Source organism: Oligosphaera ethanolica (assembly GCF_030814695.1).
Taxonomy (GTDB): Bacteria; Verrucomicrobiota; Lentisphaeria; order Oligosphaerales; family Oligosphaeraceae; genus Oligosphaera; species Oligosphaera ethanolica.
On sequence record NZ_JAUSVL010000001.1, the window covers coordinates 1,292,533 to 1,308,384 of the forward strand.

General features: G+C 58.5%; 7 protein-coding genes. All 7 read right to left on the bottom strand.

The features are described from left to right. Positions 1 to 7: 7 nt before the first annotated feature. Entirely contained in the window at positions 8 to 12,595 is a 12,588-nt protein-coding gene (locus J3R75_RS04435; protein ID WP_307260147.1) for a non-ribosomal peptide synthetase, read from the bottom strand. Between the two features lie 190 nt (positions 12,596 to 12,785). Further along, a complete protein-coding gene (gene rpsS, locus J3R75_RS04440) occupies positions 12,786 to 13,058 on the bottom strand; it encodes a 30S ribosomal protein S19 (RefSeq protein WP_307260148.1) in 273 nt (90 codons plus the stop codon). Further along, positions 13,058 to 13,885: a 50S ribosomal protein L2 gene (gene rplB, locus J3R75_RS04445; protein WP_307260150.1), complete on the bottom strand. Its 828-nt coding sequence runs from the start codon at positions 13,883 to 13,885 to the stop codon at positions 13,058 to 13,060. The genes rpsS and rplB overlap by 1 nt, the downstream gene beginning before the upstream one ends. A gap of 34 nt (positions 13,886 to 13,919) precedes the next feature. Beyond that, positions 13,920 to 14,204 carry a 50S ribosomal protein L23 gene (gene rplW, locus J3R75_RS04450; protein WP_307260151.1) on the bottom strand — a complete coding sequence of 95 codons (285 nt, stop codon included), beginning with the start codon at positions 14,202 to 14,204 and terminating at the stop codon, positions 13,920 to 13,922. Between the two features lie 14 nt (positions 14,205 to 14,218). Continuing rightward, a complete protein-coding gene (gene rplD / locus J3R75_RS04455) occupies positions 14,219 to 14,845 on the bottom strand; it encodes a 50S ribosomal protein L4 (protein ID WP_307265487.1) in 627 nt (208 codons plus the stop codon). Between the two features lie 17 nt (positions 14,846 to 14,862). After that, complete coding sequence (gene rplC, locus J3R75_RS04460) at positions 14,863 to 15,498, bottom strand: 50S ribosomal protein L3 (protein WP_307260152.1); 636 nt, start codon at positions 15,496 to 15,498, stop codon at positions 14,863 to 14,865. A 14-nt stretch (positions 15,499 to 15,512) separates the two neighbouring features. Further along, positions 15,513 to 15,824 (bottom strand): 30S ribosomal protein S10, encoded by a 312-nt coding sequence (gene rpsJ, locus J3R75_RS04465; RefSeq protein ID WP_307260153.1) that lies wholly within the window; start codon positions 15,822 to 15,824, stop codon positions 15,513 to 15,515. Positions 15,825 to 15,852 lie beyond the last annotated feature (28 nt).

A 15,852-nucleotide genomic window follows, 5' to 3' on the forward strand; every position in this document is an offset into this window, starting at 1 on the left:
TTCGTGGTTAACGGCTAACGGCCTCGGCGACCCGCTTCCACCACCTCTCCATGGTTTCCGCTGGGATAGTCCGGGGACACCAGGCCATTTGGAGATGAAGGGTGTCATGGAGAATGAAAGCCTCAATCTGCAATGGAACGCTGGCGGGTGTTTCGGGAGCCGTCATTCCGGGCAATGTCCGCTCGCTGAGAGTAAACAGTGGCCGCGCGGCTCCGCCCAGCTCGGCACTGGTGGTCAAATCACCGAGAAAATTGAAACTGAGAAGAGCGGGAAAGTCTCTGCGACAGCGAGCTGGACTGTCGGCGAACCAAGCAAAGAGGTCGCGCCCCTCGCGGGGAAGTGAAGCCAGGGCCGGGCGAATGGCCTCCGGCGTCCCTGTATCCAGGATGAGCGGGTCAAGCCTGGTGAACCAACCGATGCTGCGATCAAGAGGCCGCCCCGCCACCGTCTGAGTTCGGCCATGTCCTTCGAGTACCACGGGGATGCTCGCAAGATGAAATCCCGCCTTGCTGGCGGCAATGATTCCGCCCAAAAGAACCTCGCGGGAAAAAGGTCGTCCCTGAAGCGGGAAAGAAGCCGCGCGGGTGACCAGCTCGCCATGACAGCCAGCGGCCGGGAAAGCACTGGCCCGAACCAGTCGTTGCAGCTCTTTGCCGACTGCCCAGCTGGACCGATCAGTCTCTTGCGCCCGAAGTCGCGCCCACGCAACCGCAAGATGCGTTCCCCCAGGAACGGGACGATGCTCATAAAAATGACCCAAATCCTCCATCAAGATGCGGAGCGAAACCCAGTCCACCACCAGATGATGAACGACCACGGCGAGAAAATCGCCAGCGCCAGTATGAATCAGGCATAGGCGCAGCAGCGGCTCGTTTTCTAGGTCGAAGGGCCGCCCCAGCGTCCGCCCGAGTTTTTCCCAATCCGATTCCTGACCGTCATTTGCCAAGGTCATGGCAGAAAGGCAGGAAAGAGACGATAGCGATTCACGTAAGTCCATCTGCCAGACACCGGCCTGACGGAAGAATCGTGCCCGGAGCATATCGTGTTTCGCCAGCAATTTGTCCACGGCGTCCTGTAGCCGCCCAAGGTCAAGTCTGGACGCGGACTTGAGGACAACAGACAGGGCAAACTGCCTGGCTGTCCGAATCTGTCGCGATTGAAAAAACCAGCGTTGTATAGGCAGCAACGGGACAATGCCGGACTGGGGCTCATCTTTTTCCGCAGCGGGCATCCGCTCGGGCTCCCCACCGACATCGTTCCGCGTCAGTAGCGAAGCTGCCTCGGACAAGACGGGTGAAGCGAAAAGCCCCTTGAGAGTGGCCGACCAGCCCTTTTCCCGAAGAGCCGAAATGACTCGTAAAACCTTGAGCGAATCCCCACCGAGATTGAAGAAATTTGCGTTCCGACCAAGGGATGAATGTCCCAACACCTCCGACCAAACAGCCGCCAGGACAGTCTCGGCCTCCCCCTGCGGCGCTTCATACTCGCCAACGACGGACAATTCTGGCACGATCAAGCGCCGGCGGTCTATTTTGGCACTGGCGGTGCGCGGAAACTCGGGGAGTATGACATAGCGGGAAGGCTGCATATAGGATGGCAGGCGCCTGCTGGCCGCCGAACGAAGCTCCTCTTCCGCCACTGGCGTCGGACATTGACAAAAGGCAACCAGCCCCCACCGTTTGTCCAGCAAAGCCACTGCCGCCGTTATTCCAGAAACTTGCCCCAGAGTCTGTTCTACTTCACCCAATTCCAACCGAAAACCGCGAATCTTGACCTGCGAATCGCAGCGCCCCTGATACTCCAGCACACCATCCTCGCACCAACGGCAGCGGTCACCCGTGCGATACCAGCGTCGACACTGGGCATCGGCGGCCGGCGTCTCAGGCAGCAAAGGGAATTTGGCGGCGGTGAGCTCCGGGGCAAAGGCATAGCCGTCCGCCAAAGTCGGCCCGGCAAGATACAGTTCGCCAGGCACACCGATGGGACAACGCTGGCCGATGGCATCGCGGACGGAAGCTAGGACTCCAGGCAGTGGTGACCCGATAGGAAGCCCGAAAGGCCAATCACCGCCGGGATGCACATGAAAGCAGGTGGCGCAGACCGCGGCCTCGGTTGGCCCATACGCATTAATGACCTTCATCCGCACGGCCAGAGCCGCGGCCTGGGCGGTATCCGCCGCTTCGCCGGCGGTGATGAGCACGCGCAAGCCAGACAGCTCGCTGACGTCCAGAAGGCGCAGAAAAGCCGGCGATAGAGTCAGTACTGTCAGCTGCCGCTCCCGAAGCCAATCCCGGAAGACCTCTGTACTCTCCCGCGCTTCATCCGGAGCCACTTCCAGTGTCGCCCCTGCCCCCAGGGCCAAAAAGATTTCCGAAATTGATGCATCGAAGGCCAGTGTCGCAAACTGACCGCAGCTATCGTCGGCATGGATGTCGAAAGCCTTGATCTGTTCGCGAATCATGGTGCAGAAAGCCGAATGAGAAACCACCACCCCTTTGGGACGCCCCGTGGACCCCGAAGTGAATATCATGTAGGCGGGGGCCGTTGGCGCAACCGGCGACGGCACCAAGGCGGCCCCGTCCCCGACCAGCGCGGACCCTTCCCCGGGCTGCCAGGAGATAATGACGGGAGCGGCTGGCTGGGGATAGCCGGCGGTCAATTCCTGCGCCAGTCGCAGGGAGTCCCCATCGGCAACCAAGAGCGCATCCAAATGCCCGTCCTCAAGCATCAAAGCCAGACGCTCCGGAGGATTGGCGGAATCAAGAGGTACATAGCAATCTCCGGCTTCCATCACCGCCAGCAGGGCAATGACACTGGCCGCCGAACGCCGCCCCAAAACACCAATGCGTGCCCCCCGGGGGACGGCCGCAACAATGACCGGGCACAGATGGTCTACGCGCTGCCGCAACGCACGATAGCTGTAGGATGCCCGCGAATCCCGGAGCGCAATCTTATCGCCCGACTGATAACTGACAAGAGAGGGAATGGTTCTCTGGACGGGTTGGGCAAGAACCCCCTCATACCCGACGACCAGACGACATTCTTCTTCTGGTATCCAGTCAAGATTCCCGAGCGCGCGGCCACTATCCCGTCCCAGACTGGACAGAATCAGCAGCAACTGGTGGCCAATTCTGGTAATCCTCGCCGCGGAAAACAGGGCCGTATCGTATTCCAACACGATTTTCAGCTGCCCGCCCTCTATATCAAATGCGTTGAAAGTCAGATCATATTGACTACTGGGACTGGGAAAGTCCAACGTGCGCCCCGGCTCCCCACCCAGACAAACGGCGTTTTGGGCGACATTCTGGAACGCAACCAAGACATCAAAAAGCGGCGCCCGGGACCTCTCCCGCGCCAAATGCAAATCGTCCACCAAATAATCAAACGAATAGTCCTGATGATCAAGACAGCAGCGGAGATTATCGCCCGTCGCGCGCAGAAAATCGCTCGGGCTGGCTTCGAGATTAACCACGGCGCGAAGAGGCAACAGATTGACAAAGAAGCCTATTTGATTTTCCAGCTGCGGATGGGGACGCGCCGCCACCGGCGTGCCCACCAGGAACTCGTTTTGTCCGGACAGGCGACAAAGAAGCAGCTGAACGGCAGACAACAGCGCACAAAACGCAGTCTGTCCGCCAGCATTGCTGGCCATCCGCTGCATTTCCGCCCATGGCTGGGCCGGCAGGATGAAAGTCTGGGCAGCCCCGGCCGTCTGTTTGACTGGCGGCCGCGGATAATCGGCTGGGAGATTCAGCGGTTCCGGCAATTCATCTAGATACTTGAGCCAGAAGTCCCGGCCAGCCTGGCCAGAGACGGAATGGAGGCATTCACTTTGCCAGACAGCATAATCGCGATACTGGACTGCAAGAGGCGCGAGACGGGCCGGAAGACCTGCTAGGGCCTCGCCGTATAGCTGCTGAAGCTCGTCACCCATAACCCCCAAAGACCAGCCGTCACTGACAATATGATGAGTAACGATGCCAAGATAACAAGGCCCGCCGGCGCCGGCGGCCGTGGCGGGAATGCCCCCTGCCTCGTCATCGTCCTGCCAGACAAAGATGCGAAGCAAAGGCGGTTGCGCAAGGTCAAATGGCTGTCCACCCAATTTCCCCAGCAGGTCCAGAAAAGCCGAATCAGTCCTTGGACCGACAGCCGTCAGTACTGTCAAGGGCAGCTCAACTTCGCTGGCCGCACAAATATATTGCCGGGGACGGCCATCGCTGTCCAGGCGAATAGACGTGCGCAGACTCTCATGACGCTCCAACAGCCGGGAAAAAGCCTGCCGCAGCACGGCGACCCCCAACCGCGCTGGGAAGGCCACGGCGATAGTCAGCAAAAAGGGCGAAGGGCCATCCCCACGGAGCGATTCGAGCAGCCAGAGTCTCTCCTGACCCCTGGACAAGGGATAGGAGGCCTGCGACGGAAGAGATACCAGGGGCGGAACAACCGCCGTCCCGGCAGAAGCCGTGCGAAGCAACCCGGCCAGACTCCTGATGGTAGGATGACTCTGTAAATCATCAAGGGTAAACTGTTTATGAAATGCGAGCTGCAAGCGGCCCAAAAGCATGACAGCCTTTAAACTATGGCCACCCAAATCAGCAAACACATCATCGCGACCCGGCGACGCAATGCGCAAAATTTCAGACCACATCCGGGCTAATTCGGTCTCGACTTCGCCTTGTGGCGGTCCGCCGCGGCCAATCCGACCACTATGACGGCCCCGGCCATACTGCCCGCGCAATCGTTTGACGATATCGCCGCCACGAGCCAAATTGCCCGCCAGCCAGGCGTAATCCAGTGAGGAGGGGCTTCGTGGGCCTGTAGACGCGACGACGGAGGACACGGGTGCGACGGCGGCTGCGCCTGTGGCGGGAATCGTCGTCCCGGTTTGCTCGTCACGCTCCGATTGTTCCAGGACTGTTTCGAGCGAGAGCTTCAGGGCATTGGCAATGGTGAGTGAATAAGGCGGGTGACCTGCAACTTTATCCAGAAAAGCCTTCGCCGGCGCATTTTTGCCACTGGGGGTAAACGCGAAGTCGAGGGTGACGAAACCGGCGGCCTGAGCCATCCGGGCCAGTTGTCGAATCACCTCGAACTCCACTCCCCGCCCCAGCACCCGGCAACTGAGCAGAAAATGAGTGACCAACCAGGCATCACCGCGTTTTTCGCCAAAAACGGCACCGGTCAAGCCATAATCGCCAAAACGGTCCCGGACCCGGACCGCCAGAACTGCCGGCATGCCCTCCGCTTCCGTAACCCCACTCGGCTGATAACGTGAGGCCATCTCGCTATCCTGAAGACGCAACGTGGTGGTATTAAACTGGTTGGTGCGGCGAGTCAATTGGGCCAGGCGAGAAAGGTCCTCGACACCCGGCGGCAACACCGTGACCGCAATTTGCAGCTGGGCAAAAAAACAGCTCGGTGAAGACGCCGTTTGTTCCAGATAACTCTGGCGTGCGGCCTCCTGCCGGTACATCGCCGCCCGCTGTTTATCCTCTGCCGTACCAACTTCGTGGTCAAAAAGCCATAGATGACGGTAAAATTCAACCCGGTGAGTGTCAGGAAGCTGGACGACGCGGACAGTTGGGCAGTGCTGGCGCACTTCAGCGCACTCGAAAGGACTGTCGTCCAAAAAGACCACCGCATCCAGTCCCAGATTCAAGTCCGCCGCCAGACGGCGCAGACTCTCCGACTTGGGCTGCCAGCCTTCGTAAAGACGCAGAAAATGGGAGGGCCGGAGGGGCATGTCCTGCCGCAGTGCCAGAGCTTCGGCAACAGTCCCGGGATTGTTCTTGGAGACCAGACAGACGAGCTGACCGGCCGCATCAGCCGCTATCAGGCGATTCTGCAGGTCAAGATGACCCGCCTCCAAACGGATACCAGACGCGCCGTCTTCACCGACAACCCCGCCCCAGAGCGTATTGTCGGCATCAACGGCGAATACCTTGACGGGCGGCTGCCGTGTCCTGCCATCAGCCAGCCGAGCCAATCGCGCCGCCAAGGCGGCAAAGAATTCCTCGGCATATGGAAGTCCTCCCGGTGTGTCCGCCAGATACCAGTCCTGGAGCTGGAAAGCCTGGTCGAGGTCAGCTAGGTCAACGACAGTGACACCCAGTGAAACCGGTAGCATAGCCGTGAAACCGGCGGCATACTCGCTGCACTTGGCCAGTCCGGATTCGTCATCGGCCGGACAAGGAACAAGAATGATTCTCGCCAGCGGCTGGCGGGCTTGAAATGAACAGATCGCCGCGACGAGAAGCCTACTGGCTGCTTCCCACTCGGTCTGTGGCCAGTCGGCCGACCGCCAGAGCAGCAGATGGTTGGCGTCTGGAAAATCGTTCAAGCGGCTGCCGGGCAAAGTAAGCTCGGGGAGTATCTGATTGAAACCGGTAAGTTCGACTGCCGGGGGTAGTCCGGTGAGACTTCCCCAGTACTGGAGCATTTCAACCAGCGGGTCGGCGGTGAAGGTGGCGGAAACGGTCCAGGGGAGGGCTTTTCGAATCTGGGCTGTTTGCTTCAGGGACGACAAGAGGCACTCGGGGTCAGTCCCCGCCAAAGTGGCAAGGCGAATCAACTCCTCAGTGATAGCCTGGAGGTCTGACTGGTGATAGAGATGGCCATTGACCACATAGCGCAACTTCAAGCCGCCGTTCTGAGGAACGACAAGCAATCCGAAGTCAAAGTGCATGGGGTCATGGATGGCGGTGGTCTCCCACTGCCAGCCGGATTTGCCATCCTCAGCCGTCTCGTCCGGGGCGTTCTCAAAGACGATGGTATGGGTCAGAAGACTGGCCCCGGCGGGTGAAAGGGCCTGGATATCGGCCAAAGAGACATGACTGTGGCTCTGGCTGTCAGTAAACTGGTTGCGCACCTCTCGTCCCAGTTCGGCAAAGGTCATGCCGTGTTGCAGGCGCAAGCGGACCGGCAAAGTATGGATGACCATTCCCAAAAGCCCTTCGATCCCTGGCACGGGAACATTCCGGCCTGAATCGGTGCAGCCGAAGGCGATGTCATCACTGCCACTGGTGACGGACAGCAGAAGCCCCCAAAGCGCCTGGAAAACATGGCTGAGCGTGCAGTTGGCGGTCGCTGCCCAGGTGCGCAAGGGCTCAACCACCGCTGACTCAAGAATCGCCTCCCAAAAAAGTGGCTCCGACGCCGCACCGTCCCGGGCGGCGGGCTGCCCGGGAGGGAGAATGCGCTGCCGGTAGTCGCCAACCAGTCGCTCCCAGTACTGAACGCTCTCTGCCTGGTTCGCGGTTTCGCTCTGCCACCAGCGATAATATGCGGAAAGCGACGGAACTACCGGAACGGTCTCTGGCTCCTTGACAATTTTTTCGAGCAGAGACAAAATGAGAGTGCTGGACCAGCCGTCAATGGCCACATGATGAAAATCTATGACCAGCTCAAACGTGTCCGCCGCCAACGTGACGATGGTAAATCGCAGGAGGGAATCGCCCGTCAAATCAAAGCCGCGCTGCCGGTTGCGAAGCCGCAACGCCTCCAGAAAGGCCTCCTGACTTTCCCCGGCCTCGCCAGCCTTTCTCGGCGAGAGGTCAATGACTTCACAGGCCGGGCGACGATTTTTGAGGACGACCTGCAAGGGCGCCGGGACATCCTCGGTGATGATGGCAATTCTGAGGCCCTCAGCGATCTCTCCCAGCGTGTCAATGGCACGAGCCAGCACCGCCGCCTCCAGTTGTGCCCCGCGCAATCTCAGGCTGACCTGGTCTGCGTAGGATTGCCGGTCGCCGGTGGCGACGGTGTGATAGACAATGCCCGCTTGCAACGACGTCAGAGGAAGAATGTCCTGCACGTCACTATTGCCCCAGCCATACTTGGCGAGAAGGGCATCCAGCTGAACCAACGACAAATCCTGTATTGTGAGGTCGGCCAGACTTAGTTGCGGGACACGGGTGGGGCGAGTCAGCCATTCGGCCAGCTCGGAAAGCTCTCCCAGCCAGGCTTCCAGGAGTCGCTCAGGCGTGACGATATGCCCCGAGGAGCAGTCAAGCGAATAGCCGGCGACCGTCACTACCAGCTGTCCGTTGATCTTTTGGGCAATGACATCAAAGGTGAAGAGCGGGGGCATTCCCTCCTGATGGTTCTCGCCGGCGGTCTCGGCGGTCAATTGCCAACGACTCGTGCTCGCGGAATCAGTCTGCCCCAAATAATTGAAGCTGATGGGCGGCAGCTCGCTGTGGCCAGTGGCCAAATAGCCGAAGTCATGCCGGGGAAGAGCACGAAGCCGGTCTTTATGACGGCGGCAGAGCTCGCCCCAGCTCTCCCCCGAAAGTGTGTCGAGGGAAAAAGGAAAGAGGGCGGTGAACCAACCGGCCGTCCGCCCAATGTCCTCATAACCGGGAAGCGTCTCCCGGCCATGCCCCTCCAGGGCAACGGCGCAATAACTCTGCCCCGTGAGCGACTGCCAGGCACGACTGAACGCAGCCAAAAGAAGCTCGCGCAAATCGGCCTGATAGAGTTGTTTTCCCCGGGCAACCAGGCCGTCTGTCGTCGCTGCCGCAAGCGTGCCAGTGGCCGTAGTGCTGACGGCTTTTTCTGGTGGTCTGGGCAAACTGAAAGCGGAAATCTCGCTGGCAAGCCTGTCCCACAGAACCAGGTCATGAAGAAGAAAATCGCGACAGGCAGTCCCGGCGACCGCTTCGCACCAGTTGGTGAAAGGAATCGGCTCCGGTATGGCCGCCGGCATGTCAGCGTCAGAATAGTAGAAGTGCTCCAAATCGTCGATGAGTATCCTGCCGGTAAGTTCATCGGCGACCCAATGGTGCAAAATGAGGGCAAGCGTGCTGTCCTGGCCGTCTAAAATGAGCCCAGCGGCCAAAAGATGCCCCCTGGCCAGGCAAAGACTGGCCTGTAGCCGGGCGTAGAAACCCCGAATAGCATCACTGCGGTCACCCCCTTCAGACGCGCTGAAAACGAGGGTCTCAAGTGAATACGTGGCCTCCGAATGGATGCTCTGGCACTCCTCCCCCGCCAAATAACTCAGACGGAGTGAGGGATGACTGACGAGAAGCTGGTCCAAGGCAATCTTCAGACGCTCGGGACATAACCGCTCACCCGGTATTTTCCAAACCCCAGAGAGATTAAAATGGTCGATGGGCATGCCGCGCTGGCTAACCCACCATCTCTGAACCGGCGAGAGCGGCGATGTCATCAGCAACGGACGGCGCCCTTCCGACTCGCCAGCCGTAGGCAACTCTTGGGCGCCAGCCGCCAGTTCGGCAATGCTGTCGGCCGCAAATACATCCGCCAGCTTAAATATCAGCCCTCGCTGCCTGGCCCGCGACATGAGTTGAATCGCCTTAATCGAATCACCGCCCAGACGGAAAAAATTGTCTGAGCGACTGAGATGCGGGCGGTTGAGGAGTTGCTGGCAGATTTCCCCGATAATCGTCTCCGCCCGCCCCTGGCAGGCCTGGCCATTTCCCTCCGTCGCCGTCTCCCCAGTACTTTCCTGCTCCCCCGGTTCCGGTAGCCGGCGGCGGTTTACCTTCCCACTGGCATTGAGAGGAAGCTGCTCCATAAAGACGATAAAGGACGGAAGAAAATAGGATGGGGCCAGAGCTGCCATGCCCGCCCGGATGGCCTCGCGAGAAGGCGAAGTACCTGCAGCAGGGACGATGTACGCAATCAGTTCGCTGGTGCCACCGCTGCGACGGGCAGTGACGACGGCATTTTCAACCTCCGGCAAGCGCCGGAGAAGAAGCTCGACCTCCCCCAACTCGATCCGAAACCCCCGAATCTTCACTTGGTCGTCATTGCGTCCCAGAAAGACGATTTGCCCGTGCTCGTCCCAGCAAGCCAAATCGCCGGTCTTGTAGAGCATGGCCCCGGCGCGGCAAGCGGGATCATAGGGGTCAGGGAGAAATCGTTCGGCCGTGAGTTCAGGATGCCCCAAATACCCACGCGTCACTCCCGCCCCCCCGCAGTAGATTTCGCCTGGAACGCCAATGGGCAGGGGCTGGAGAAAATCATCGAGGATGTAAGCCGTCGAATTGGCAACGGGGGCCCCGATAGGCACCGTGTCGGTGTACACGCCCTTGACCTCATGCCAAGTCGAAAACGTGGTATTCTCCGTCGGACCATACATATGCAGTATCCGCAGCCGCGGGGCAGCTTGCCGAAGTCGGTTCATATGCCTGACCGAGACTTTCTCACCACCAGTCAGAATAGTCCCAAGACGACTCAGGGCCGAGACATTGTACTCGACGATCTGATTGAACAACCCAGTCGTGATAAAGGCCGTGTCAACACGGTAAAAATCCAGCAATTCGGCAAACTCCTGGATTTCCAGAAGCTCCTTCCCAGGAGGCAGACAACAACAGCCCCCATTGAGGAGCGGCCCCCAGATGTCAAAGGTCGAAGCATCAAAAGACAAAGCACCAGTCTGGAGCACCCGCTCACCCGATACAACCTGGTGATAATCGGTATTGCATACCGTCCGCAGCACTCCGCGATGCTCGACCAGCGTCCCCTTGGGCTGCCCAGTCGAACCGGAAGTATATATGACTATGGCTAAAGAACTGGCCGACTGAGGCACCATCGGCGCCGGACAGCACTCAGCGGGTAATCGCTCCATCACCTCAGCCATACCGCAGAACCGCCCCCCCCAATCAGCAAATAGAGGCGCGCAACGAGTCTCACCAAGAACAAACCCGACGTCGGCGTCGTCCAGCATGAAACGCAGGCGCTCAAGCGGCAAATCCGGCGAAAGAGGCATATAGGCAGCCCCTGTCTTCAGAATAGCCAGAATGGCGACCAGCATGTCCGCCGAACGATCCGCCATGAGCCCGAGAGGACGGTCAGGCTGGACGCGCGTCTGTCCATACAGCCAAACCGCCAGACGCTCGGAAAGAGCATCAAGCTCGCGATAGGTCAAAGTCGTCTTCCCCGCCTGCAAAGCCGGCAAATCCGGTGTCCGCTCGCATTGCCGACGGAATTCGGCGGTAATGGTGGAGTTCTCGGGGTATGGCCTGGTGGTCTGGTTGAACGCCTGGAGCACTTGCCTCCGGCCGGCCTCATCAAGAAGCGGCAGCCGACCAATTGCTTCGCTGGACTGAGCGGCCAATGCCAGAAAAAGAGTTTGCCACGAACACAAGAGCCTGGCCATTCGGGCGCTGGAAAACAACTGTTTGTCGTATTCCAGGCGCAAGGTCAAGCCGCCATCGCGTTTTCTCGTCAGCAGAAAGGAAATATCAACTTTGCTGTAAGGGGTGGCCAGTGGCAGTAGACGAGGATACTGCCCACCCAGGACGAGGGCTTCGTCCTCTTCGTCCACAAGACCAAGTAAAATATCAAAAAGGGGCGAATGACCAGCAAGCGGCTTGGCTTTTACCGCCTCCACGAGACGGTCAAAAGAACATCCCTGATGCGCAAAACCATCCAATACCACATTGCGGACTCGCGCGAAAAAATCGTCAAAATTCAGTTCGTGATCATTGATATTAAGACGGAGCGCCAGGGTATTGACCAGGGGCCCGACAAGATTTTCCAATGACGGCACGATGCGTCCCGACGATGGGATGCCGATGACAACATCGGCGTGGCGGCTCCAGCGGGCAAGCAGTATTTGCGTGACCGCGACGCAGCCCATGAAAAGCGTCCCGCTATTCGCCGTGCAACGATGCACAAAGCGACCGACAGTTGCGGCTTCAAACGTCGCCTCAACGACCGAACCACTGAATTGCGCAATCGCTTGGCGGGGAAAGTCCGTATTCAGGGGCAGCGGTTCAGGAAGTTCGGCAAAGACGTCCGTCCAGTACTTCAGATCGCCGTCCGAATCCTCGGCCTCGCGACGTTGTTCCCAGGCCACAAAATCGCGATACTGATGGGCGGGGGCAGGAAGACTGGTCTTCCCTTCATACAAGACTGCGAGTTCTTGACAGAGAATGCGCAGGGTCTGCCCATCGCAGATGGAATGATGGAAAACCACCGACAGGCCACAGCCGTCTCGCTGCGGCGACTCAAACCAGACGACTCGTAACAGCCAGTCTTTCGCCAAATCAAAAGGACGGGCGGCCTCACGATTCGCCGCTGTGCCCAGACAGGCCAGGACTTCTTCCTCGGTAACGCCTGTCAGCTGCTCAAAACTCATTCGCCAATCACGCGAAGCACGGGGACGCTGGCTAAAACGTTGACCGTTATCAGCGCTCAGAAAGCCGGTGCGGAGGATTTCGTGACGATCCAAAAGTGTACGCCAGGCGATTTCCAGACGCTCGGATGAAAGACGAATTGGATACCAAAACGCAGCCGCAATATTGTATGAGGCACTGCCGGCCTCGCCAAATTGGCTTTGCAACCAGAGACGCCGCTGAATACGGCTCATCTCATAACAACCGGCGTCCTCACCCGAGGGCGGCAACGCTTCAACCATAACCGGGGCAGCCACTAGCTGCGACTGACTTTGCAATGCCTTTTTTAGCTTAAGCAGGGCTCCGGCATCAAGATGCTTGAGACGCTCAGTTAATTCCTGCGGCTGAAAAGGCTGACTTGGGATGGACATGATACTTGACAATGTCCTCATGGGTGATATGAAATCGTGAGTGCCCAGTTGCCGAAAATATGTCTGTGGCATAGGATAACGTCCCGTCGTGATTTTCCTAGACAACTTGCTTTGCCAGGATGCATTACAGGGCGCGCGTCGCTCCTTTCATGCCGAGACAAGTCCCTCTTTGCGCCCTTCTCATGCCAACAAAAAAAAGGAGCCTGGACGAATCCAGGCTCCTTTGAGTACGCAATAGTGCGTGCGAAGGTCGCGGCGAGTATTACTTACCGCTGATGGCACCGTGGCCACGGAAGGTCCGGGTCAGCGAGAACTCGCCAAGGCGATGGCCGACCATGTTTTCCGTGACAAACACGTTGACGAACACCTTGCCGTTATGCACCGCAAAGGTGTGCCCAACAAAGTCGGGCATGATCATGGAACGGCGGGACCAGGTCTTGACGACCTTCTTCTCGCCCTTGCTGTTCATGGCTTCCACCTTCTCCATCAGAGGGGCGTCCACGAACGGGCCTTTTTTGATTGAGCGTGATGACATTATTTCTTCCTCCGTTCAATGATGAAGCGACTGGACGTCTTCTTCTTATTACGGGTCCGATACCCCTTGGCCAGCTGGCCCCAGGGCGACTGCGGATGACCGCCACCGCTGGTCCGGCCTTCACCACCACCCATGGGATGGTCAACAGGGTTCATCACCACACCACGAACGTGCGGGCGTTTGCCCTGGTAGCGTTTCTTACCGGCCTTGCCCAGGCTGATGCTGATGTGCTCAATATTGCCGACCTGGCCAATCGTCGCCCGGCAATTGCCGTTGATCTGACGAATCTCACCACTGGGCAATTTCACCTGCACCAGGCCATTCTCCTTGGCGCGGACAATGGCAACCTGGCCCGCCGCGCGGGCGATGTTCGCGCCCTGGCCGGGAACCAGCTCAATGCAGTGGACACTCAAGCCGTCAGGAATGTCCTTCAAGCACATCGCATTGCCGGGCTTGAAATCAGCTCCCTCACCACTCAGGACCATGTCGCCCTGCTTCAGACCGGCAGGCGCCAAAATGTAGCGCTTCACGCCGTCGGTATAATGCAGCAAGGCTACGCGGGCGCTGCGATTGGGATCGTACTCGATATGCGCGACCTTCGCCGCCACGCCGTCCTTGTCACGACGGAAGTCAATGAGACGATAACGCCGCTTGACACCGCCGCCACGGAACCGCGTGGTGATCCGGCCGGCGTTATTACGGCCGCCAGTCGAGCTCTTGCCAACAGTCAGACTTTTCTCGGGGGTGCTGCGGGTGATTTCAGTGAAATCACTGACTGTCATCTGCCTCCGCCCTGGAGACGTCGGTTTGTATTTTCTAATTCCCATGATATTGCCTCATGCTCCTCTAAACGCTTCCGCCTCAAAGCAGTTCAATGCTGCCTTCGGTCACTGTGACCAACGCCTTCTTCCAATCCGGGCGCTTGCCCAGCTTGGAACTTCTCATGCGTTTCTTCTTGCCAAGGCAATTCATCACGTTCACAGAAGAGACTTTCACGCCTTCAAAAATCGCTTCAACGGCCTGACGAATCTCAATCTTGTTGCTGGTCGGATTCACTTTGAACGCGTAGCGGCTCTGCTTTTCTGACAGCGCCGTCGCCTTCTCGGTAATCATCACTGTGTAAACTACATCGTAAGGGTTCTTCATGGTGTATGGCCTCCTTACGCCAAGCGTTGGCCAAGCGCTTCAAGCCCGGCATTGGTTATCACAACTTTTTTGAACAGCAGCATCCAGTAGGTGTTGACCGCTGAAGCGGGCAACAGCAGGACTTTCGGCAGATTGCGGACGGCCAGCTCGACATTCTCGCTGTAGTCGTCAACAATGACCAGCACGTTGTCACCAGCGCCGACGGCTGCCAGAAACTTCGTCATTTCCTTGGTCTTCGGCGTCGCAAAGGACAACTCGTCAACCAAGATCACTTCGCCCTCGTCAATACGATCGGTGAAAGCGCGGCGCAGGGCCAGCTTCTCGACCTTCATATTCACTTTCTTCTCGTAACTGCGGGGCTGGGGACCAAAAACGGTACCACCACCACGCCACACCGGACTGCGTGAGCTACCGGACCGGGCACGACCAGTGCCCTTCTGACGCCACGGCTTGCTGCCGCCGCCAGATACCAGTCCACGCGTCTTCGTCGCCGCAGTGCCTGAACGCATACGCGCCAGAAATGCCACCACGGAATCCTTTACAGCTTGCTCGCCTTTGATGCGCTCAAGCCAGCTTTCCTGAATATCAACTGTGGCGCCATCAGCGCCAGTCATCGTCTTTACAGGTAATGTCGTTGCCATTGCAGCCACTCCCCGTTTTATTTTTTCACCGCGTTACGGACAATCACCATGCCGCCGGTCGGACCGGGTATCGCACCCTTGACCAGCAACAGATTCTTTTCCGGACGAACTTCAACCACCAGGAGATTCTGCACGGTACAACGCTCATTGCCCATGTGCCCCGGCATCTTCCGGCCCTTGTATACTTTGCCAGGAGCAGCACACATACCGATGGAACCCGTCCGGCGAGTCCAGGCACCGCCATGGCTGGCGCGACCGCCAGCAAAGTTGTAGCGGCGCACGACGCCAGAGAAGCCCTTGCCCTTGCTGTGGCCAACGACATCAACAAACTCGTTGGCGGCAAAAATGTCCGCTGAGAGCTGGTCGCCGATGGCGCAGGTCGGATCGCTGTCCATGCGCATTTCGCGAATGACCGCCGGGGGATTCGCGGCCAGGTCGGCCTTGGCCAAGTGGCCCAAGACTGCCTTGCTCACATTCTTAACCTTGCGGGAGCCAAAGCCCAGCTGAACGGCACTGTAGCCGTCCTTGGCCTGTGTCCGCAAGTCGAGTACCGGGCAGGGGCCCAGCTCAATCGCTGTGACTGGGACCATCACGCCCGTTTCCGTGTAAACATGGGTCATGCCCAGTTTTTTACCTAATAAGCCTTTTTTCATGCTGCGCCTCCCCGTCATATCTTGATGATGATGTCAACACCAGCAGGAAGATTGAGCTTCTTGAGCTCGTCAACTGTCCGGCTGCTCGGGTCGATGATATCCAGCACGCGCTTATGGGTGCGGATCTCAAATTGGTCCATCGACTTCTTGTCAACATGGGGAGAACGATTCACGGTAAAGCGCTCGATCCGCGTTGGCAGCGGTATCGGCCCGGCGATCTGGGCGCCCGTCCGCTTGACCGTATTGACGATCTCAGCGGTGGACTGATCCAGGATCGTATGTTCAAACGCCTGGAGTCTGATGCGAATGGTTTGCTTGTTTGCCATAGTAATGTCAAACCTCAATTAACTGCTT

Coding starts and splice junctions, on each gene's coding strand:
- rpsS (WP_307260148.1), bottom strand. CDS start 13,058: ATGTCATCACGCTCAATCAAAAAAGGCCCGTTCGTGGACGCCCCTCTG.
- rpsJ (WP_307260153.1), bottom strand. CDS start 15,824: ATGGCAAACAAGCAAACCATTCGCATCAGACTCCAGGCGTTTGAACAT.
- J3R75_RS04435 (WP_307260147.1), bottom strand. CDS start 12,595: ATGCCACAGACATATTTTCGGCAACTGGGCACTCACGATTTCATATCA.
- rplW (WP_307260151.1), bottom strand. CDS start 14,204: ATGAAGAACCCTTACGATGTAGTTTACACAGTGATGATTACCGAGAAG.
- rplB (WP_307260150.1), bottom strand. CDS start 13,885: ATGGGAATTAGAAAATACAAACCGACGTCTCCAGGGCGGAGGCAGATG.
- rplD (WP_307265487.1), bottom strand. CDS start 14,845: ATGGCAACGACATTACCTGTAAAGACGATGACTGGCGCTGATGGCGCC.
- rplC (WP_307260152.1), bottom strand. CDS start 15,498: ATGAAAAAAGGCTTATTAGGTAAAAAACTGGGCATGACCCATGTTTAC.